The 19,545-nt window shown below is 69.9% G+C and carries 19 protein-coding genes; 12 read left to right on the top strand and 7 right to left on the bottom strand.

The features are described from left to right. Positions 1 to 61: 61 nt before the first annotated feature. Positions 62 to 1,525, bottom strand: coding sequence for an aminotransferase class I/II-fold pyridoxal phosphate-dependent enzyme (locus ACWF9G_RS19405; RefSeq protein ID WP_452516855.1), 1,464 nt, complete (start codon positions 1,523 to 1,525; stop codon positions 62 to 64). Positions 1,526 to 1,636: 111 nt separating this feature from the next. Here ACWF9G_RS19405 and ACWF9G_RS19410 point away from each other — a divergent pair, with 111 nt between their 5' ends. Beyond that, complete coding sequence (locus ACWF9G_RS19410) at positions 1,637 to 2,143, top strand: DUF6328 family protein (protein WP_452516856.1); 507 nt, start codon at positions 1,637 to 1,639, stop codon at positions 2,141 to 2,143. 6 nt (positions 2,144 to 2,149) lie between these two features. Here ACWF9G_RS19410 and ACWF9G_RS19415 read toward each other — a convergent pair whose 3' ends face one another. Then, complete coding sequence (locus tag ACWF9G_RS19415; RefSeq protein WP_452516857.1) at positions 2,150 to 4,285, bottom strand: catalase; 2,136 nt, start codon at positions 4,283 to 4,285, stop codon at positions 2,150 to 2,152. Positions 4,286 to 4,605: 320 nt separating this feature from the next. On the opposite strand from ACWF9G_RS19415, the gene ACWF9G_RS19420 reads away from it, so the two are divergent. The 4 genes from ACWF9G_RS19420 (at position 4,606) to ACWF9G_RS19435 (ending at position 6,998) form a co-directional block, all read left to right on the top strand. Further along, a complete protein-coding gene (locus ACWF9G_RS19420; RefSeq protein ID WP_452516858.1) occupies positions 4,606 to 5,043 on the top strand; it encodes an anti-sigma factor in 438 nt (145 codons plus the stop codon). A 94-nt stretch (positions 5,044 to 5,137) separates the two neighbouring features. Further along, on the top strand, positions 5,138 to 5,971 hold the full coding sequence (locus ACWF9G_RS19425; RefSeq protein ID WP_452516859.1) for an RNA polymerase sigma factor SigF: 834 nt from the start codon (positions 5,138 to 5,140) through the stop codon (positions 5,969 to 5,971). A gap of 72 nt (positions 5,972 to 6,043) precedes the next feature. After that, positions 6,044 to 6,466 carry an STAS domain-containing protein gene (locus ACWF9G_RS19430; RefSeq protein WP_452516861.1) on the top strand — a complete coding sequence of 141 codons (423 nt, stop codon included), beginning with the start codon at positions 6,044 to 6,046 and terminating at the stop codon, positions 6,464 to 6,466. 94 nt (positions 6,467 to 6,560) lie between these two features. Beyond that, entirely contained in the window at positions 6,561 to 6,998 is a 438-nt protein-coding gene (locus ACWF9G_RS19435; RefSeq protein ID WP_379310731.1) for an ATP-binding protein, read from the top strand. Here the strand turns inward: ACWF9G_RS19435 and ACWF9G_RS19440 are convergent. From ACWF9G_RS19440 to ACWF9G_RS19450, 3 genes are read right to left on the bottom strand one after another with little or no spacing between them, the layout of a single operon-like run. Beyond that, the gene (locus ACWF9G_RS19440; protein WP_452516863.1) at positions 6,964 to 7,983 is read right to left on the bottom strand and encodes an iron-containing redox enzyme family protein; all 1,020 of its coding nucleotides are present in this window, start codon (positions 7,981 to 7,983) and stop codon (positions 6,964 to 6,966) included. The two genes, ACWF9G_RS19435 and ACWF9G_RS19440, sit on opposite strands and share 35 nt — an antisense overlap. Further along, entirely contained in the window at positions 7,980 to 8,222 is a 243-nt protein-coding gene (locus tag ACWF9G_RS19445) for a CDGSH iron-sulfur domain-containing protein (protein ID WP_379310729.1), read from the bottom strand. The genes ACWF9G_RS19440 and ACWF9G_RS19445 overlap by 4 nt, the downstream gene beginning before the upstream one ends. Beyond that, entirely contained in the window at positions 8,179 to 8,850 is a 672-nt protein-coding gene (locus ACWF9G_RS19450) for a HemK2/MTQ2 family protein methyltransferase (protein ID WP_452516865.1), read from the bottom strand. Before ACWF9G_RS19450 ends, ACWF9G_RS19445 begins: the two co-directional genes overlap by 44 nt. Before the next feature lie 175 nt (positions 8,851 to 9,025). Here ACWF9G_RS19450 and ACWF9G_RS19455 point away from each other — a divergent pair, with 175 nt between their 5' ends. Then, positions 9,026 to 10,012, top strand: coding sequence for an Acg family FMN-binding oxidoreductase (locus ACWF9G_RS19455; protein WP_452516867.1), 987 nt, complete (start codon positions 9,026 to 9,028; stop codon positions 10,010 to 10,012). Positions 10,013 to 10,016: 4 nt separating this feature from the next. Here ACWF9G_RS19455 and ACWF9G_RS19460 read toward each other — a convergent pair whose 3' ends face one another. Further along, positions 10,017 to 11,732 (bottom strand): SulP family inorganic anion transporter, encoded by a 1,716-nt coding sequence (locus tag ACWF9G_RS19460; RefSeq protein WP_452516869.1) that lies wholly within the window; start codon positions 11,730 to 11,732, stop codon positions 10,017 to 10,019. A 163-nt stretch (positions 11,733 to 11,895) separates the two neighbouring features. On the opposite strand from ACWF9G_RS19460, the gene ACWF9G_RS19465 reads away from it, so the two are divergent. The 3 genes from ACWF9G_RS19465 (at position 11,896) to ACWF9G_RS19475 (ending at position 15,271) form a co-directional block, all read left to right on the top strand. Continuing rightward, positions 11,896 to 12,540: a response regulator gene (locus tag ACWF9G_RS19465; RefSeq protein WP_379310725.1), complete on the top strand. Its 645-nt coding sequence runs from the start codon at positions 11,896 to 11,898 to the stop codon at positions 12,538 to 12,540. A gap of 40 nt (positions 12,541 to 12,580) precedes the next feature. Further along, entirely contained in the window at positions 12,581 to 14,317 is a 1,737-nt protein-coding gene (locus tag ACWF9G_RS19470) for a GAF domain-containing sensor histidine kinase (protein WP_379310724.1), read from the top strand. Positions 14,318 to 14,407: 90 nt separating this feature from the next. Beyond that, positions 14,408 to 15,271, top strand: coding sequence for a universal stress protein (locus ACWF9G_RS19475; RefSeq protein WP_452516872.1), 864 nt, complete (start codon positions 14,408 to 14,410; stop codon positions 15,269 to 15,271). Between the two features lie 9 nt (positions 15,272 to 15,280). Here the strand turns inward: ACWF9G_RS19475 and ACWF9G_RS19480 are convergent, their stop codons facing one another. Continuing rightward, positions 15,281 to 16,354, bottom strand: coding sequence for a magnesium and cobalt transport protein CorA (locus ACWF9G_RS19480; protein WP_379310722.1), 1,074 nt, complete (start codon positions 16,352 to 16,354; stop codon positions 15,281 to 15,283). 137 nt (positions 16,355 to 16,491) lie between these two features. Between ACWF9G_RS19480 and ACWF9G_RS19485 the strand changes: the two genes are divergently transcribed. The 3 genes from ACWF9G_RS19485 to ACWF9G_RS19495 all read left to right on the top strand — a co-directional run bounded on the left by ACWF9G_RS19485 (position 16,492) and on the right by ACWF9G_RS19495 (position 19,244). Further along, positions 16,492 to 17,073, top strand: a complete 582-nt coding sequence (locus ACWF9G_RS19485; protein WP_379085996.1) for a TerD family protein — start codon at positions 16,492 to 16,494, stop codon at positions 17,071 to 17,073. Between the two features lie 64 nt (positions 17,074 to 17,137). Further along, positions 17,138 to 17,845 (top strand): response regulator transcription factor, encoded by a 708-nt coding sequence (locus tag ACWF9G_RS19490; RefSeq protein WP_379310721.1) that lies wholly within the window; start codon positions 17,138 to 17,140, stop codon positions 17,843 to 17,845. Continuing rightward, entirely contained in the window at positions 17,832 to 19,244 is a 1,413-nt protein-coding gene (locus ACWF9G_RS19495; RefSeq protein WP_452516873.1) for an ATP-binding protein, read from the top strand. Before ACWF9G_RS19490 ends, ACWF9G_RS19495 begins: the two co-directional genes overlap by 14 nt. Positions 19,245 to 19,545: the final 301 nt, after the last annotated feature.

The raw sequence follows: 19,545 nt of genomic DNA on the forward strand, positions 1-19,545 counted from the left end.
GCCGGTGGGCCGTCTTGGGGACCCACAGACCGCCTACCCGGGTCCGCGGGACACAAACAGCTCAGCTCCCGGCGACGACCCGAATCGCATGCAAGCGGGGATCGCTCGCGTCGGGCACATTCATGCCCGCGGCGACACCTGTGCGCAGGTAGTCCACGACCGCCGCGCCGATGCGTTCCCCCGGCACGATCGCGGGGATACCCGGCGGATACGGGGTGAGTTGTTCGGCCGCGATCCGGCCTGCCGCCTCGTGCACGGGCACCAGCTCCGTCGGGGCGAAGAACGCGTCGCGAGGCAGCATCACCGTCTCCAGTTGCAGGTCTTGGGGTGTCGGCAGCGCGATCTCGAGCGGCGCGGGCTCGCCGAGGCCGGCGCGCCACAGGGCGAGGCCGTCGACGAGCGCGTCGACCGACTGGGTGTCGTCGGCGGCCGACAGCGTCGCCAGCACCCGCCGGTGATCGGTGAGTCCCAGGTCGATCTGGCGGTGGGCGCGCAGCCAGTCCGCGGCGGCGTACCCGGTCGCGCCGGTGGCGGAGACGTCGACGAGGACCTGCAGCAGATCCAGGTCGTGGGAGGCTTCGACACCGAGCAACTCGTCGTGCATGACGTCGAAGCCGGCGATCTCGGCGAGCGCGGAACGAGTCCGGCGGGCCAGCCACAGCGCGTTGCCGAGCAGGTCGTTGCCGAATTCGACCATCTGCCTTCGCCAGCCGTCCAGGGCGGCGTAGATCAGGACGTTGGGGCTGGTGGTCATCAGCAGGTCGGCGCAGCGGCTGAGCCGGGCCGAATCGACCAGGTCGCCCTGCACGTGGAACACCGAACCCTGTTCGAAACCCATGCCCATCTTGTGCACGCTCACCACGCAGACATCGGCGCCGACGTCCATCGCCCAGGTGGGCAGGTCGGGGTGGAACGGCAGGTGCGCGCCCCAGGCTTCGTCGACGATCAGCGGTTTGCCGCGGGCATGACATACCTCGGCGATCCCGCGCAGGTCGGCGCAGGTGCCGTAGGGGCTCGGGCTGACGATCAACGCGCCCGCGGCGTCGGGATGGTCGCGCCAGGCCTGCTCGACCTGGGCGGGTGACGGCGGATGCGAGAAGTGCCGCTCGGCGTCCCAGCGCGGGGTGATCCAGTGCGGTTGCACCCCGGAGAAGATCAACCCGGCGACGATCGATTTGTGGCTGTCCCTGGCCACCAGCAGTCCGCCGTCCTTGCCGCCCGCGACGGCCATCATCGCCGCCTTCACCGACAGCGAGCTGCCGCAGGTGGAGAAGAACGTGGAGTCGGCGCCGACGGCGTCGGCCATGAGTTCCTCGGCTTCGGCCAGCAGGCCTGCTCTGGACAACCGGTCGTCGAGGCCGGGCGCGGCGAGGATGTCGCCGGCGAACGCGTCGGCGCCGAGTGCGGCGAGCACCCGCCCGTCGACCCCGCGACCCTGGCGATGACCCGGTGGTGTGAATCCGTATCGACCCGAGCCGCGGTAATCGGCGACCGCGGCGACGAGCGGGGCTGTGCTGTGGTCCATGTAGCGGTAGTAGCCGTTCGGCAGTGCTTCAATCCGGTGCCTGACCTGCCCCTGCCCGTTTCGGGACGACGCCTGGGGGCATGCCCGGAATAGGGTGAGAGGAATCGGGCGATGAGCACGGCACGCGACGACGCGGAATGGGACAAGCAGGCTCGCGGCGAGACCGAGATCCAGCGGCTGGATCGGAACTGGGCCGATCTGCTGCAGGAACTGCGGGTCGTGCAGACCGGCGTGCAGCTGCTCACCGGTTTCCTGCTGACCCTGCCGTTCCAGGCCAGGTTCACTATCCTGGACACGACGATGCAGGTGGTCTACCTGGTCACCGTCGTCGCGTCGGTCGCGGCGACGGTGCTGCTTGTCGCCCCGGTCGCCACGCACCGGCTGCTGTTCCGCAGGCATCAGCTCGCCGACCTCGTCGCGTCTGCCCATCGTTACGCGTTCGCCGGGATGATCCTGCTCGGGGTCGCGCTGACCGGAGTCACCGTGCTGATCTTCGACACCGTGGCAGGCATGGGCGCCTCGATCGTCGCGGGGATCTGCTTCGCCTTGTTGTTCACGGGGGTCTGGCTGGTCGGCCCCCTGATTCAACGGCGGCGCGAGCCGGACAGTTCTGTCTGAGCCTGCTCATGACTCGGGTTCGATGCGGGCCCAGGCGCGATGTTCACCCAGGTCCGTGAGCAGCGCGCTGGTGGCCGTCACGGCGTCGGCGACGGTGATTCCGGGTGCGTCGAAGTCGACGCCGTTGCGCTGGAGTACCTCCGCCGCCGCTCCGACTGCCGCGATCGCCTTGCCGTGCCGCCACATCTCCTCGACCAGCAGGTCCACCCGCGGATCGAGCGGGCCGCCCAGCAGCAGGGCGCCGTCGAATTCGATCGATCGCATGGTGGCGAAGGTTCGCGCCACCGGAACACCGCCGACAGCACCGCCGTGCGCCGCGACGACGAACGGGGTCACCTTGGCCTGTGCGAGAGCGTCGGTGACCTCCTCGACGGCGCCGGCTGTGGCGGTGTCGTCCACCAGCACGGCCACGGTGCGGCCGTCGACCGGAAAGCCGCCCTTGCGCTGGGACAACGCGGGGCTCGGCGCGAGTTCCACGCGGTCGGAGTCCGGGGCGGGCGGGTCGAGTCCGAGTTGTCCGCCGACGTAGCCTGCCAGCTCGTCGTCGACGTTGACCAGCATCCGCAGGGCACGTCGCCGCACCGTGTCGGAGGTGCACTTGCCGAGTTCGAACGAGAAGGCGTCGGCCAGCCGCCGCTGCTCGCCCTTGGTGAGGCTGCGATAGAACATGCGCGGCTGCGAGAAGTGGTCGGCGAACGACACCGCCTCCGGACTGTTCGCCGTGGTCCGCAGCTTGGCGGTCGGCGGCGGGATGGGTGTCGGTGATTCGACGTAGGCCTGGTCGGCCAGACTCGCGGCATACGGGCATCCGCCACCCAGCGAATTCGGTTTGTACGGGGCGATACCGGGGTGCACGGCCGTCTGATGCATACCGTCCCGGAACAGGTCATTGACATCGGCGTGCGGGGTATTGATCGGCAGTTGCGCGAAATTCGGGCCGCCGAGCCTGCTGAGCTGGGTGTCGAGATAGGAGAACAGCCTGCCCTGCAACAGCGGATCGTCGGTGACCTCGATGCCGGGCACCAGATGACTCGGGCAGAACGCGACCTGCTCGGTCTCGGCGAAGAAGTTCACCGGGTTCGCGGTGAGCCGCAGTGTGCCGATGATCCGCACCGGCGCGAGCTCCTCCGGCACGATCTTGGTCGGATCGAGCAGATCGATGCCCTCGAAGAGATGATCGGGGGTGTCCGGGAACACCTGGACGCCGAGATCCCATTCCGGCGTGGTGCCCGCCGCGATCGCCTCGGCCAGATCCCGGCGGTGGAAATCGGGATCGAAGCCCGCGGTGAGCTGGGTTTCCTCCCACAGCAGCGAATGCACGCCGAGCCGTGGCTTCCAATGGAATTTCACCAGGCTGGTGGTGCCGTCTGCCGCGACCAGCCGGAAGGTGTGGATGCCGAAGCCTTCCATCATCCGGAACGAGCGCGGCAGCGCCCGGTCGGACATGTTCCAGAAGGTGTGCGCGGTGGCTTCGGTGTGCAGGGTGACGAAATCCCAGAACGTGTCGTGCGCGGATTGTGCCTGCGGGATCTCGCGATCCGGCTGTGGTTTGCCCGCGTGGATCACGTCCGGGAACTTGATCGCCTCCTGGATGAAGAACACCGGGATGTTGTTGCCGACCAGGTCGTAGACGCCGTCGTCAGTGTAGAACTTCACCGCGAAACCGCGGGTGTCGCGCACGGTGTCGGCCGAACCGCGGGAGCCGAGCACCGTGGAGAACCGGACGAACACCGGCGTGCGCGCGTCGGCGGCGAGGAACGTCGCGCGGGTCAGCTCGGCGGCCGCGCCGTTGGCGACGAACACGCCGTGGGCGCCCGCACCGCGCGCGTGCACGACCCGCTCGGGGATGCGCTCGTGATCGAAGTGGGTGATCTTCTCCCGCAGGTGGATGTCCTGCAGCAGCACCGGTCCGCGCGGGCCCGCCTTGAGAGCGTGATCGGTATCGGCGGTGGGCAAACCCTGGGCTGTGGTCAGCGCGCCGCCCTGCTGGGCGCGGATGCTCGCGTCGCCTGGAATCGGCGCCCCGGTCGGCCCGCGCAGTGCGGGGCCCTCCTGATCCGGTTCGGGTCCAGCTTGCTCGCACGGCGTGCCCGCGTCCTCGTCGGGCGGAGTTGGCGGCTGCTGGTGTTCGGGAAAACCCATGATCGCCTCCAGTCGAGTGGACACCGTCTCTGTCGGACTACCGCGCTGTCCGCAGGGCAAACAGCGGTTGGAGATCGGCGGGTGGGGTATGCGCCGCCTATGGAAATCCTCGCAATCGTGGCTCTGATAGCCGTCGTCGCGGTGGTCCTGGCGCTCCGGAAGAGATCCGGGAAGCCGCCGGACCAGCCCGAATCGACCGGCAACGACCCGAAATGAGCCTACGGTAGGCAGCCCGGAAATCGCTGGGCGGACGCGTGAATGGCGTGGCGCGGCCCGGGTACCCTCCGACCAGTCGGTTGACGGTGGATCAGGGAGGTGGCGTGCGAGCAGACGATCGCGACACCGCGCCCCGGTCCAAGACCGTCGGGTTCCAGGTTCCGGCCGAACTCGACCAGCTGACCATGGTGCACTCGCTGGCCGAGACCGTGCTGCTGGTGCGCGGGTTCGCCCTCGACGAGGTCACCGACCTGATCCTGGCGCTGGACGAGGTGGCGACCGCGCTGATGCTGGTCGCAGCCCCGGACACCCAGCTCGACTGCGTGTTCACCACCGGCGACGGCACCCTCGGCGCCCGCATCGCGACGGTCATCCGCACGCCGTCCGCGCTCGACGAGGAGTCCTTCGGCTGGCACGTCGTCGCGACGCTGACCGACTCGTTGCGCATCGAATACGGCGACTTCGATCCGGTCGGCGACGGCTACCCGGCGACCGTCGAATTCGGCTGGATCCGGCGGGTGCACGGACCCGCCGCGACCTGAGCCGGGACAGGCTTCGCTCCGAATAAGACATAGCGGTGGCACCGATGGGTACCCCATGGATATCCGCAACCGTTTGGAAGCGAGGCATCGGCGAATGACATCGGAAGCAGAGACAGCCGACAACACGACCACCCGGCGATCCCACTCGCGCGGCGACAGCTACGACAACATCGAGCCCTGGTTCGAGAAGCTGCGCGCGCTGCCACCAGGGGACGAGAACTACGACGCCGTCCGCGAGGAGGTGATCCGGCTGTGTCTGCCGCTGGCCGACCACATCGCGCGCAAGTTCGCGGGCCGCGGGGAACAGTTCGACGATCTCGACCAGACCGCCAGGGTGGGGCTCGTCCTCGCCGTCGACCGCTATGACGTGAGCCGGGGATCGTCGTTCCTGTCTTTCGCGATCCCGACGATCATGGGTGAGGTGCGCAGGCACTTCCGTGACCACACCTGGGCCGTGCGCGTCCCGCGCAGGCTCAAGGAGATCCAGCTCAGGGTCGGGCCCGCCACCGAGGAACTGTCCCAGCAGCTGGGCAGGCTGCCCAATGCCCGCGAGCTCGCCGACGCGCTCGAGGTCGATCTGGTCGAGATCACCAGGGCCCTGGTCGCCGCCAACGGCTACCAGACCAACTCCATCGACGAATTCACCCACGACGACCGGGACAACGCCAGCCAGGCGATCACCGACACCCTCGGCGTGGAAGAACACTGCTACCAGCTCACCGAGGACGCGATGACGGTGCGCCCGCTGATCGCCGCACTGCCCAGCGAAGAGCGGCGCGTGCTGGTCATGCGGTTCTACGAGTCCAAGACCCAGAGCCAGATCGCCGAGCAGCTCGGCGTCTCCCAGATGCAGGTCTCGCGGATCCTGTCCCGCACCCTGGGCCTGCTGCGCGAGCAGGCGCTCGCCGAGCACGCGCCTGCGCAGTGACACCAGCGGCGCCGCGTGCCAGAATTGTCCTAGGTTGAGACCTCCAGCCGACCCTGTCGTACAGGAGGTTCTATGGCTGTCGTTCTGGATCGCCGGTTGTCGAGCCGGCTGCGGTGGTATCGCGGGCCATCGGCGCCCGCCGCGGCCGAGCTCAGTCTGCGCGACCCCGGACGACCCGGCTGCTGGGTACTGAACACCGGCACCGAGCTCGATGCGGCGCGGATGCCGCCGTTCCTGGCACTGCTCGACCGCGCGGTGCATTCCAGCGCCCGCATCGTCGTGGTGGATCTGCGCGAAACCGAGTTCCTGAGCATCCGGGTCGCCGCCATGCTCAGCACCGCCAAGAGCGAGGCCTGGGCCGCCGGCGTCGATCTCCGCCTGCTCACCGAAGGCCGCGAAGTGGAGCGGGCGCTCGACCTGGTCGGCGTCCGGCCGCTGTTCCGGTACTACGAATCCCTCGACGAGGCATCGGAGCCCGAGCCCGGCGAGCGCTGAGGGCCGATCGGTCCACGCGGTGTTTCGGTCCGGCCAATCCTGGGTAGGCGCACGGTGAACCACTCCGGTGCAGTCAGCTCGGGAGGAGGCCACCGTGGATTCGAGCGACCGGATCATTGCAGAGTCCAAACACGCGACGTCGATCCACATCACGATCGACGCCGATCTCGAGCAGCTCGTCATGCTGCGGGCCTTGGCCGAAACCATCGCCCTGATCACCGGTTTCGGTGTCGACGAGGTCGACGACCTCCGGGTCGCGCTCGACGAGGCGGCGACCTGCCTGATCCTGGGTGCCGTCGCCTCGTCCCAGATCCATTGCGATGTCGTCGCCGACGAGTTCCGGATCCGGGTCTCGGTGGACGCCGTCTGCGGCGACACCGAGCCGGTCGACGAGACGGGAGTCGGCTGGCACGTACTGCATTCGATCACCGATCATCTGGTCGCCGACCATGATCCGTTCGACCAGGCCAGGGGCGGCTATCCGGTCGCCATCACCTTCAGCCGGGTCCGGCGGCTGTTCGCGGATCGGTGATCTCCTGCCGCAGCGAACTGCGGTCGGCGCGCCAGCATTCGAGGACGTGTTCGGCGAATCGGTCTTCGAGCAGGGTCGTCGCCTGGATGCCGAAGACGAGCCCCGCCGCCGTTTCCGGTTCGGCACGAAGCAGTTCGGCGATGACATCGCGGCGCATGACCTGTTCGTGGACGGCGTCGGCGACGACGTGCTCGGTATAGAAACGCACGCAGGCGGGATGCGGCAGCAGCGTACGCGCGATGTCGGCGAGGCGGCGGGCGGCGGGGGACGAGGTGATCTCGGTGGCGGCGAAATGCCCGACCAGGGCGCCGCGCAGGCCGCGATGCAGACCGAACAGCGACATCATGTCCACCAGGGCCAGCATCGGTGCGGGCACCGCGTCGAGGTAGTGCAGGTAGCCGGGGTTCAGCCCGGCGCCCGCCAGCAGGTCGGCGAACAGCTGCGCGTGCACGCGATCGCCGCGGCCGCCGCCGAACTCGTCGAATTCCACCGCGACCAGTGCGGCCTTGGCCTGCCCGCGCAGGCGCGGGATCACCCACGCGTACGGATCGGCCTCGATGTGGTGGTAGATCGAGCGGTGCACGAAGTACTCGCGCAGCTGGTCGGGGGTGCCGCGGTCGGCGAGGAAGCCGGCGACGCCGTCGGTGCCGGAGGTGGGTTCGAGCAGGCGGTCGAGTTCGGCGTGGATGTCGTCGCCGCCGGGGACGTCGGCCGACAGCGCGGCGAGCAACCGCCGTTCCAGGTCGCGACGCAGGCGCAGCAGGTCGGGGTCCCATTCCCAGTTCTCGTCGACCTCGGCGAAGCCCTGGTAGTGCAGTTCGTAGCAGGTGTGCAGGGTCAGCAGGAGATCCTCACCGTAGGGATCGGCGCCGTCGGCCGTCGGCACCGCGGAACCCGCTGGGCGCCTGAGTGATTCGACGACGGCGGCGGACAGCTCGCCGCGCGGGGCAGGCAGCGGACGTCGGGGCGCGACGAGGGGGTTCATCGGTCGCCTTCCTGATCGCGGCGTCGCCTGCGCCGGTGGCTGGTGTCGCACAGCGGGTAGGTGCTCGACCGCCGGCACAGGCACAGCGCCACCACGAATCGGTCGCAGTGCAGCACGGTGCCGTCGGCGGTGACGACATCGACGGGGCCGTCGACGAGTGCGGGCCCGTCGTCGGTGAGCACGATCCGCCGTGGCTCAGGCGGGGTCGCCGACGACGCGGGACGATGTTCGATCGACACGGATCACCACCAATTCCTCGTAGCGCTGGCCGGGGGTGATGAAGCCGCGGGCGGCCAGCCACCCGGCGCGGGCCCGCATCACCGGCCCGAACGGCACGATGCCCTCGGCGACCACCCGCGCGTCGGTCCCGCGATCGCGCAACTGGCGCACACTGCGTTCCGGGTCGCTGAGCGCCGAATGCACGACCAGCCCGACGCCGCCGTCGGTGAGCAGATCCGGCAGCGTGTCGCACAGCCGGTCGAGCACGCTGCGGCCGTCGGGTCCGGCGTCCCATGCCAGCGCGCCGCCGCGGCCGGTGCCGTGCTCGGCGGGCACGTAGGGCGGGTTGGCCAGCACCACGTCGAAACGCGGTAGCCGCAGCGCCGAGGCGAAGTCGCCGTGCAGCAGTTCCACCGCGACACCGCGCAGCCTGCAGTTCAGCCACGTCGACGCCAGCGCCGACCGGGAGACGTCGACCGCGGTGACGCTGCGCGCCCCCGCCCGCGCCGCGGCCAGCGCGAGCACGCCGGTCCCCGCGCACACATCAAGAACCCGGCCGCCAGGCAACACAGGCAGCCCGCGCAGGGCACGAGCGAGCAGCCAGGTGTCGGCCTGCGGCCGGTAGACACGCGGCGCGCGGATCACCATCACGTCGTGCTACCCCTTTTCCCGCGTCGACAAGGCCCTTGCCCTCGGCATGCCCGCAATCCGGCGAACCAATCCGCGCGGTATGGTCCGGGCGCGTGATCAGGGACTTTGTGCCTCCTCCGAGGTGCGGAAAGTCTGTCGCGGTCTAGCGGGCCGCCGGGCCAGACTGGTTGATATGAACACTCAGCGAGTTCATGAGGTGCCCGACCATCCCACGGTTCGCGCGGCGATCCGGCTCGGTTGCCGGGCGCCGTCGCTGCACAACACCCAGCCGTGGCGGTGGGTGTTCGACGGCACCGCGCTCGAGCTCTCGCATGACCCGGATCGGCAGCTGACGGCCGCCGACCCGACCGGACGGCAGGTGCTGATCAGCTGTGGCGCGGCGTTGCACCATGTGCGGACCGCGTTCGCCGCCGCCCACTGGCATACCGCGGTCACCCGGCTGCCCGATCCGGACCGCCCGGAGCTGCTGGCCAGGATCGAGTTCGAGCCGTGGCCCGAGCCGCCGATCGGGGAATTGCGCCGCGCCGAGGCCATCGATCGCCGCTATACCGATCGGCTGCCGATGGCGGCGCCGATCGGCTTGACCTCGGTCGTGTCCACGCTGGACAAGCTCGTCGCGCCGCACGATCTCTCCGTCGACGTCCTCGCCGACGAGGTGCGCCCCAAACTGGCGCTGGTGTCCGAGCAGTCCGGCGCCCTGCGCCGCTACGACATGGAGTACCAGGCCGAACTCCGCTGGTGGGCCGGCCATCCCGAGCGGTCCGACGGTGTGCCGCCGTCGGCGCTGATCTCGGAGTCCGAACGCGCCAGGGTGGGCGTCGCACGGCCCTTCCCCGCGCTGGAGCGTTCGGCCCGGCGTGGTGATCTCGACGATCACGCTCGCCTGGTGGTGCTGAGCACCGCTGACGAGTCGCCGCTTGCCTGGCTGCGGACCGGTGAGGCGCTCTCGGCGGTCCTGCTCGACTGCACGGCGTCGGGACTGTCGACCTGCGCGCTGACCCACATCACCGAATTGACCGCGGGCAGGCGCCTGCTCGCCGGTCTGATCGGTCATCCCGGCGTGCCGCAGGTCGTGGTCAGGATCGGCATCGCCCCCGAGGACAGGCAGCGGCCACCCACCCCGCGTCGACCGCTCACCGAGGTGCTGACCGAGCGGTGACCCGTCATGGGCCCGCCTCGCCCGATTCACCGGCAGCGCGAAAGGCCTCGACCGCTGTCGGCAGAGTGGGGAACAGCCGGTCGGCGCCGATCCGCTCGGTGAGGCCGGACGCGTCCAGGTCGACGCGCAGATCCTGTTTGACCCGCGCCATCGCGAACACCACCCCGCGCGCGGCCAGCTCGGCCCGCACCTGTTCCACGGCGTCGAGCGCGGTCAGGTCGACCTCGACATTGGCTTCGACATTGAGCACGAACCAGCGCACCGGTTCCCCGCCGCGCCGCGCCCACCAGTCGACGGCGGCCAGCGCGCTCTGACGGAAGTCCTCGGCATTGGCGAAGAACAGCGGTGCGTCGTAGCGGTACACCACCAGTCCCGCGAGCGGTTTCGCCTCCGGATAGTCGTCGACGTCGTGCATGCCCGCGAGATCGGGGACGAAGCCGAGGATCGCGTCGTGGCCACGGGCGATCCGGCGCAGCAGGTCGAACACCGACAGCGCGATCGCGACGAGCACGCCGTAGAGGACACCGAGCACCAGCACGGAGCCCGCGGTGACCAGCGCGAGGAACAGTTCGCTGAGCCGGAACCTGGCGATCCGGCGGAACTCGCGCACATCGACCAGCCGCAGCGCCGCGTACACGACCAGCGCGCCCAGCGCCGCGACGGGGAACTGCGCGAGCACACCGGTGGCGCCGAACAGCACGACGAGCACCGCGGCGAGGGTGACCAGCGCGTAGAGCTGGGTGCGCGCCCCCATCAGGTCGGCGATGGTGGTGCGGCTACCGCTGCAGCTCACCGGGAATCCGTGGGTGAGCGCGGTGGCCACATTCGTCGCGCCCAGTGCCGCGAGTTCGGTGTTGACCTGCACATGCTCGCCGTGCCGTGCGGCGAAGGCCCGCGCGGTCAGGGCGTTGTCGGAGAAGCCGACCACAGCCAGACCCGCGGCGGGCAACAGTAGGGCCATGACGTCGGCCATCGCGATGGCGGGCAGCCCCGGTGTCGGCAGGCCGGTGGGGACCTCACCGACCACGCCGATGCCGTACCGCTGCAGCGAGAACACCGCGACCGCCACCGTCGCGGCCAGCACCGCGATGAGCGGTCCTGGCGCGCGCGGCGTCCAGCGGGCCATGATCAGCAACGCCGCCAGGACGACGAACGCCAGGGCCGCGGTCGGTGGATGCCACTGGCCGAGGTTGGCCACGAACGAGCGCAGCTGCGCCATCGAGGTGACCCCCGTGACCGGCACACCGGTGACCCGCCCCAGCTGGCCGACGATCATCAGCCCCGCCGTCCCCGCCAGATAGCCGATCAGCACAGGCCGCGACAGCAGATCGGCCAGTACCCCGAGCCGGGCAGCCGATGCGGCCAGGCACAGCGCTCCGACCAGCAGCGCCAGCAGCGCGGCCAGTGCCGCGTAGCGCTCGGGGTCGCCCGCCGCCAGCGGCGCCAGGGTGACCGCGGTGAGCAGCGCTGTGGTGGACTCGGGACCGACCGACATCTGCCGCGAGGTCGCCAGCAGCGCGTATACCGCCAGCGGCGCGATCGTGGCCCACAGCCCGACCACCGGCGGCAGCCCCGCGACCGTCGCGTAGGCCATCACCTGCGGGACCAGATACGCGGCGACCGTCACGCCCGCGACCACGTCCGAACGCAGCCATGCGCGCCGATAGTTCCGGAACTGCCGCAGACCCGGCAGTGCTCGCTCCAACACCGTGGGAAACATTGTGCGCTCCTCGCGCGCGGTCACACCGCCGGCGTCACCGGATCGGGACGCGAGTCCCCGGCATGCGTGACCTTCGGCCCTGACCGGGCCGCCGGTGCGGGGGCAGGCTCGTAGACGACGACAATGGCAACGAGGGTCTGTCGTCTCTGAGAAAGGGTCAGCGATGATCACGGTGTTCCTGGTCGACGACCACGAGATCGTCCGGCGCGGCGTCTCCGACCTGATCGCGCTCGAGCCGGATCTCCGGGTGGTCGGGGAGGCGGGTGACTGCGCGGAGGCGCTGGCGCGCATTCCCGCGCTGCGCCCCGATGTGGTCGTGCTCGACGTGCGGCTGCCCGACGGCAACGGCATCGAACTGTGCCGCGAACTCCTCTCGGCCGAACCGGCGCCACGCTGCCTGATTCTCACCTCGTTCACCGACGAGCAGGCCATGCTCGACGCGATCCTGGCCGGGGCGAGCGGTTACGTCGTCAAGGACATCAGGAGCCTGGAGCTGATCAATGCCGTACGCGAGGTCGGCGACGGCAAGTCGCTGCTGGACAACAGGGCCGCCGCGGCGCTGATGGCCAAGCTGCGCTCGGAGGCGGCGGAGCAGACCGGGCCGCTGGCCACGCTGACCGAGCAGGAACGCACCCTGCTGTCGCTGCTCGGCGAGGGCCTGACCAACCGGCAGATCGCGGCGCGCATGTTCCTGGCCGAGAAGACCGTCAAGAACTACGTGTCCCGGCTGCTGACCAAACTGGGTGTCGAACGCCGCACCCAGGCCGCCGTCATGGCCGCCGATCTGGACCGGCCGCCGCGCCGATGACCTCGCCCGATGCCCGTCGCACCGTGGAAGAATGCGCGGTATGGACGACGAATCGGCAGCCGGTGGCCGGCCTCCGGTGACCGAGACCCTGTCTCAGCTGCGCCTGCGTGAACTTCTGAGGGAGGTCCAGGACCGGATCACCCAGATCGTCGACGTCCGCGACCGGATGGACCGGTTGATGGAGGCCATGCTCGTCGTGACGGCGGGCCTCGACCTGGACAACACCCTGCGCACCATCGTGCACACCGCGATCGAACTCGTCGACGCGGGCTACGGCGCGCTCGGCGTGCGTGAGACCGACAAGACCAGCAATCAGCTCGCCGAGTTCGTCTACGAGGGCATCGACGACCGCACCCGGGTGCTGATCGGCGATCTGCCGCGCGGGCACGGCGTGCTCGGCGTGCTCATCGCCGACCCGAAACCCATTCGGCTGACCAATCTTTCGGACCACCCGTCCTCGGTCGGCTTCCCGCCCAACCACCCGCCGATGCGAACCTTCCTCGGCGTACCGGTGCAGGTGCGCGGCGAGGTGTTCGGCAATCTCTATCTCACCGAGAAGGCGGGCGGCCAGGAGTTCACCGAGGACGACGAGGTGGTCGTGCAGGCGCTGGCCGCCGCCGCGGGCATCGCGATCGAGAACGCGCGCCTGTACGCGCAGTCGCGGGTACGCCAGCTCTGGCTGGAGGCGATCCGGGACGTCGCCACCGAACTGCTGGCAGGCAGCGCGTCGGAGGACGTGCTCGAGCTGATCGCCGAACGTGGCCGCTCCCTGACACATTCGGTGTGCACGTTCCTGGCGCTGCCCGAGGACCCCGACGTGCCGCACGAGGAGATCACCGAGCTGGTGGTGGTCGCGGCGGCCGGTGCCGACGCCGGTGTGCTGGTCGGCCGCGCCATCCCGCTGACGGATTCGCCGGTGGCCGCGGCGTTCCGGTCGGGCAGTCCGGTCACCTCCGACGCTCCGGCCCACGATCCGATCTTCGCCTCGATCGCCGAATTCGGGCCGGTACTGACCCTGCCGCTGCGCGCGAACGGACTGGTCACCGGAGTGCTGACCACCGTGCTCCCCGCCGGGGTCACCCCGCCGACCCCGGCGGATCAGGCGCTGATGAGCACCTACGCCGACCAGGCCGCGGTGGCGCTGCAATTGGCCGACACCCAGCGCCGGATGCGCGAGCTCGACGTGTACGCCGACCGCGACCGGATCGCCCGCGGCCTGCACGATCACGTGATCCAGCGGTTGTTCGCGGTCGGGCTGTCGCTGCAGGGCACGATGCAGCGGGCCAGGGCCCCCGAGGTGCGTACCCGTCTCGACGAGACGATCGACGACATCCAGGCGATCGTGCAGGACATCCGCTACTCGATCTTCGACCTGCAGTCCAACACCACCACCGACTCCTCGCAGTACCGGAAACGCCTGCACCACATCATCACCGAGATGACCGCCGACACCGGGCTGCGCACCACCGTCCGGCTCGCCGGCCCGGTCACCGTGCTCGAGCCACCGCTGTCCGATCATGTCGAAGCGGTGCTGCGAGAGGCGGTGAGCAATGTCGTGCGCCATGCGAAGGCGAGCACGGTCGCGGTGGAACTGATTGTGCGCGACGAGGTGAGCATCGAGGTCGCCGACGACGGCGCCGGCATCGCGCCCGAGATCACCCGGCGCAGCGGGCTCGCCAACCTCGCCGCCAGGGCCGAGGCCGCGGGCGGCAGTTTCGCCGTCACCGAGCGCGAGTCGGGCGGCACGGTGCTGCGCTGGTCGGCGCCGTTGTCCTGAGCGGGGACCAAAGTCCTTGCGGAGCAGGACCTGCGGCCCTGTCCGGCCGCACCGGCCACGACGCACAGTGGGGAGGACAGAGAGGGTGTCATGTCCCATCCCGAGAACCCTGGCCGCCCGGTCGTCGCGGGGGTCGACGGCTCGCCGCGGTCACACATCGCCCTGCGGTGGGCCGCCGAATTCGCCGCCCATCATCAGGCGCCGCTGCACCTCGTCTATGCGGTGGAGGTCCCGGTCGAGTACGGGCCGGGAGTCAGCGGTCCGCTCTTCGACGGCGAAATGCTCTACGCCCAGGGCGAATCCGTGGTCACGGGCGCGGCGGCCGAGGTCGCCTCGGTCGGCGATCTCGTGATCACGACCTCCGTCGAGGTGGGCGACGCGCGGGCGATCCTGCGGCAGCACAGCGAGTCGGCGCGGCTGGTTGTCCTCGGCAGCCGGGGGCTGGGGGCGGTGCGGCGCGCGCTGCTCGGCTCGGTCAGCACGGCGGTCGCCCGGCATGCCGCGTGCCCGGTGGCGGTCGTGCCGGAATCGGCGGTCACGACGACGGGGGCAGTGGTGGTCGGGGTCGACGGCTCCCGCCCCAGCGCCGACGCGGTCGCACTGGCCTTCGACGAGGCGAGTCGTCGTCACGTGCGGGTGATCGCGGTGCGCGCCTGGTCGGAGCTGTTCCGCTACGAATCACGGGAAACGATGCGGGCCGAAGCCGACGCGGAGCTGTCGGCGAGCCTGGCGGGCTACGGCGAGAAATACCCCGACCTGCGCGTCGAACGCATCGTCGTCGAGGACCGGCCGGCCAGGGCCGTGCTCACCGCGGCGGCGGGCGCACAGCTGATCGTCGTCGGCAGCCACGACCGCGGCGGATTCGCCGGAGCGGCACTCGGTTCGGTCGCGCAGGCCATCCTGCACGGCGCGCACTGCCCCCTGATCATCGCCCGGCCGGGAGCCGGGAACTGACCGGGTGGGTCACAACCACTTGATGCGGCGGAAGGCGACCACCAGGGCAGAGCAGAGGACCACCATGGTGATCAGCACGGCCGGATAGCCCCATCGATGGTGCAGTTCCGGCATGTGGTCGAAGTTCATGCCGTAGATGCCGGCGATCATCGTCGGCACGGCCAGGATCGCGACCATGGCGGAGATCCGGCGCATGTCGGCGTTCTGCTGGATCGCGATCTTGGCCACCGCGGCGCTGACCAGCGCCGTCAGCGACTCGTCGAGATCGTTGATGCGTTCGGACACCCCGGCGTGGTGGTCGGCCACATCGCGCAGGTAGCGCCGGATCTCCTTGGACAGTGGGGATTCCGGCCTGGTCAGCGCCTGCAGCGGCAGGGCCAGTGGGCTCACCGCCCGCCGCAGTTCGACGATTTCGCGCTTGAGCTGGTAGATCGACTCGATCGGCAGCCTGCTGCGCGGGGTGAACAGCTCCTCCTCGATCGATTCCACGTCGTACTCCACCGACTGGGCGACCACGATGTAGGAATCGACGATGCGGTCGGTGATCGCGTGCAGCACGACACCGGGCCCCAGCGCCATCCGCGCGGGGTCCTGTTCGAGCCGGTGTCGCACATCGGCCAGCGCCGAGTGCGCGCCGTGGCGCACCGCGACCACGAAGTCGGGTCCGGTGAACACCATGATGTCGCCGGTCTCGACGATCTCGCTGACCGAGTGCATGTCGTGCTCGACGTAGGCGACGGTGCGCATCACGGTCACCAGCGTGTCGTCGTAGCGCTCGAGCTTGGGCCGCTGCCGCCCGTGCACGGCGTCCTCGACGGCCAGCGCGTGCAGGTCGAAGATCCCGGCGATCTCCCCCATCTGGTGCGCGTCGGGCTCGAACAGGCCGAGCCAGACGAAACCCGTTCCCCTGCTGCGGACTTCGGCCAGCGCGGCGGCCGGGGTGAACCGGCCGGGCAGTCGTCGCCCGTCCACATAGACACCACAGTCGACGATCGCCCGCGCCGTGGGGACGGCAGGCCGGTGGACGGGCGGCTCGGCGAGGAGCCGGGAACGACGGAAGCGGAACTGTGGAACGGACGACACCGGCCCGATCCTATGCGCAGTCGCGACAGCCGAGCCCGGCACCGAGTCGGCGCCGGTGGTGTACCGCCCGCCGGGGCCGGTACCCCGGCGAATTCACTTGCCCTGCAGGCTGCTCCGCGAGTCCGTAGCCTGGGAACGTGATTACGCTGAAGAAGGAAGACGGCGCGGCCGACCTCGCCGGCATCACCAAGATGAGTGTGGGGGTGAGCTGGGACCCGTCGGCCGGATCCAGCGGGGGCCTGCTCGGGATGGCGCGGCGCAAGCGCGGTGTCGACCTCGACCTGATCGCCGTGCTCATGCAGGGCGGTGAGCCCGTCCGCTTCGCAGGCCTGGATTCGCTGAACCCGCTCGGCAACGGCGCGGTGGTGCACACCGGTGACGAACAGACCGGCGCGGCGTCGGGCGACGACGAGACCGTGCACGTCGTCTTCGCCGATGTCCCGCCGATCATCGACGCCATCGTCTTCGTCGCCGCGGCGTTCAAGAAGGGCAGCTCGTTCGAGAAGGCCAACAACGTCTCGTTCAAGATCTACGACGCGACCGGCGCCGACAGCCAGCCCGTCGCCGACATCTGGCCGTCGCTGCTCGGCCAGGAGAACGCCAACGCGATCGCGCGGGCCTTCCGCAACGGCCCGGTCTGGCAGCTCGAGGTGCTCGACCGCAAGGGCAAGATCAAGCAGGGCGACCGGCAGGCGCTGCTGCGATTCGCCATCCAGTAGCCATCCATCGTCTCGCCGCGCTCACCCGGCCCGCGTACGGTGGTTGCCGGTACGGAGGGCAGTGATGCGCGCACAGTTGATGATCGTCGAGGACGACACCCGGGTTCGGACATCGCTGCGGCTGGCGATGGAGGGCGAGGGCTACGTCGTCGCCGAGGCCGAACGGGCGGAGGCGGCGCTGGACCAGGTCCGCGACTTCGGCGTCCCCGACGTGATGATCGTCGACCTCATGCTCGGCGGGATGGACGGCTACACCTGCATTCGTGAGGTGCGCCGCGACCACGACGTGCCGATCATCGTGGTCAGCGCCCGCGACGACACCCACGACGTGGTCGCCGCGCTCGAGGCGGGCGCCGACGATTTCGTCACCAAGCCGTTCGCGGTCAAGGAGCTCACCGCCCGCATCCGCGCGCTGCGCCGCCGCACCAGGAACAGCGCCGACCGCGATGTCACCGAACTCGTTCTCGACGCCGCCCCCGACCGGCGCCTGATCCTGTGCCCGGAGCGGGGTTCGCTGCGCCTGGACGGGCGTGACGTGCACCTGACCCTCACCGAGTTCCGGTTGCTGTGCGAACTGGCACAGAACGACAGCCTGGTGCTGAGCAGGCAGGTGCTGCTCGACAAGATCTGGGACCGTGGGTTCTTCGGCGACGAGCGCATCGTCGACGTGCACGTGCGCCGCCTGCGGACCAAGATCGAACGCGATGCCGCCGACCCGCGCCTGATCGTGACGGTCCGCGGACTCGGCTATCGGCTCGATGTCCAAGCCTGACGGTTCCCCCCGAATATCGCGGTTCCGTGGCCTGCGTGGCCGGGTCATGGCCGCGTTCGTGCTCGGCGCGAGCGTGGTGGCCGTGATCCTGGCCGGATCGGTCTACGGAATCAGCACCAGCTACATGGAATCGCAGCGGGTGCGCATCGTCGAACGTGCTGTCGGCGTGCACGCCGAACTGCTGCGGCTACGCCTGGACGACCCGCGGATCACCGGCGAGCAGGCGCTGGACGCGCTGCATCTGCCCACCGGCTACATCGCCGTCCTGCACCGGGACGGACGGTGGTCGGCCATCGGTGTCGACGACGGCTTCGCCCCACTGACCCCACCGGTGATCGACACGGCCGACGCCATCCCGAGCACCGCCACCCGCGTGCGGCTCGGCGACCAACCGTATCTCCGAGTGTGGTCCCAGGTCGAGAACGGTTCTGTCCTCTACGAATTCGCGCCGATGCGGGAACTCGAAGCCAATCTGCACATGCTGCGCACGATCCTGCTCGCCTGCGCCGTCCTGGCCGTCACCGTCGCCGCCGCGCTGGGTGCGTGGGCCGCCCAGCGCGCGCTCAGCCCGCTGCGGCAGGTGGCCGCGGCCGCCTCGCGGATCGCCTCCGGTGAACACGATCTGCGCCTGCCGCGCGCCACGGACGAGGATCTGGCGATCACGGTCGAGGCGTTCAACGCCATGGTCGACTCCCTGCAACGCCGCATCGAGCGCGAACGGCGCCTTGTCTCCGACCTCAGCCACGAACTGCGCACCCCGCTGACCACGCTGACCACCACCGCGACCGTGCTCGCCGGGCACCGCGACGAACTGTCGGAGCGGCCGAAAGCCGCACTGGGACTGCTGGTCGAGGAGACCTCCCATCTACGCGGCCTGCTCGACGACATGCTCGCCCTTGCCCGCGCCGAAGCGGGCATCCACCGCTCCGACCTGTCGCCGCTGTCGCTGGCCGAACTGCTCACCCATCTGCTCGCGGGCCGCGACACCCCACCGGAGGTCCTCGACGTGCGCGACCCCGGCACGGTGCGCGGGCGGCGGATGGAACTCGAACGCGCGCTGGTCAATCTGCTGGCCAATGCCGATCGGCACGGCGGCGGACTGACCGGAGTCAGGGTCGACCGCGACGGCGCCGACATCACGGTGATCGTCGACGACGCGGGACCCGGTGTCGCGCCCGAGGACCGCGAACGCATCTTCGACCGGTTCGTCACGGTGTCGCGGGCGACGGCGGGCACCGGCATCGGGCTCGCCCTCGTCGCCGAGACCGTCGCCTGCCACGACGGCACGCTGCGCTGCACCGAACGGCCCGGTGGCGGGGCGCGCTTCGTGCTGACCATCCCCTCCTGTGACGACGTTCGTCACGAGATCGCAAACAAACCAGCGGAACCGCTGCAATGAAACATTGCGATTGTCTGTCCGGTCGCCGGGATCGAGCCGTGCCGCGCTTCCGGTCTGGAGGAGGACAAGTCGTCGATGGCCCGTCATTGGCCACCGGCGGCCGAGGTCCGGATGTCGCTGCCAGGCAACCGATTCCGGTGACCATCCAGCTCCCCGGGGGAGCACGAAAAACAGCGGGGCCCGGCGCAGTGTCGCGCCCGGCCCCGCAGCCCGGTTGCCCCCATCAGCCGATGCTCAAGGGCTGCGCCCCCAAGGTGAAGCCCGACGTCAAGTTGCCGGGCAACACCTTGACCGACAACAA

This window comes from Nocardia sp. NPDC055029, from assembly GCF_053608525.1.

Excerpts from the sequence above, each read along its gene's own strand:
- ACWF9G_RS19410 (WP_452516856.1), top strand. The coding sequence starts at position 1,637 with ATGAGCACGGCACGCGACGACGCGGAATGGGACAAGCAGGCTCGCGGC.
- ACWF9G_RS19475 (WP_452516872.1), top strand. The coding sequence starts at position 14,408 with ATGTCCCATCCCGAGAACCCTGGCCGCCCGGTCGTCGCGGGGGTCGAC.
- ACWF9G_RS19465 (WP_379310725.1), top strand. The coding sequence starts at position 11,896 with ATGATCACGGTGTTCCTGGTCGACGACCACGAGATCGTCCGGCGCGGC.
- ACWF9G_RS19440 (WP_452516863.1), bottom strand. The coding sequence starts at position 7,983 with ATGAACCCCCTCGTCGCGCCCCGACGTCCGCTGCCTGCCCCGCGCGGC.
- ACWF9G_RS19470 (WP_379310724.1), top strand. The coding sequence starts at position 12,581 with ATGGACGACGAATCGGCAGCCGGTGGCCGGCCTCCGGTGACCGAGACC.
- ACWF9G_RS19430 (WP_452516861.1), top strand. The coding sequence starts at position 6,044 with ATGGCTGTCGTTCTGGATCGCCGGTTGTCGAGCCGGCTGCGGTGGTAT.
- ACWF9G_RS19490 (WP_379310721.1), top strand. The coding sequence starts at position 17,138 with ATGCGCGCACAGTTGATGATCGTCGAGGACGACACCCGGGTTCGGACA.
- ACWF9G_RS19425 (WP_452516859.1), top strand. The coding sequence starts at position 5,138 with ATGACATCGGAAGCAGAGACAGCCGACAACACGACCACCCGGCGATCC.
- ACWF9G_RS19405 (WP_452516855.1), bottom strand. The coding sequence starts at position 1,525 with ATGGACCACAGCACAGCCCCGCTCGTCGCCGCGGTCGCCGATTACCGC.
- ACWF9G_RS19460 (WP_452516869.1), bottom strand. The coding sequence starts at position 11,732 with ATGTTTCCCACGGTGTTGGAGCGAGCACTGCCGGGTCTGCGGCAGTTC.
- ACWF9G_RS19495 (WP_452516873.1), top strand. The coding sequence starts at position 17,832 with ATGTCCAAGCCTGACGGTTCCCCCCGAATATCGCGGTTCCGTGGCCTG.
- ACWF9G_RS19450 (WP_452516865.1), bottom strand. The coding sequence starts at position 8,850 with ATGGTGATCCGCGCGCCGCGTGTCTACCGGCCGCAGGCCGACACCTGG.
- ACWF9G_RS19415 (WP_452516857.1), bottom strand. The coding sequence starts at position 4,285 with ATGGGTTTTCCCGAACACCAGCAGCCGCCAACTCCGCCCGACGAGGAC.
- ACWF9G_RS19455 (WP_452516867.1), top strand. The coding sequence starts at position 9,026 with ATGAACACTCAGCGAGTTCATGAGGTGCCCGACCATCCCACGGTTCGC.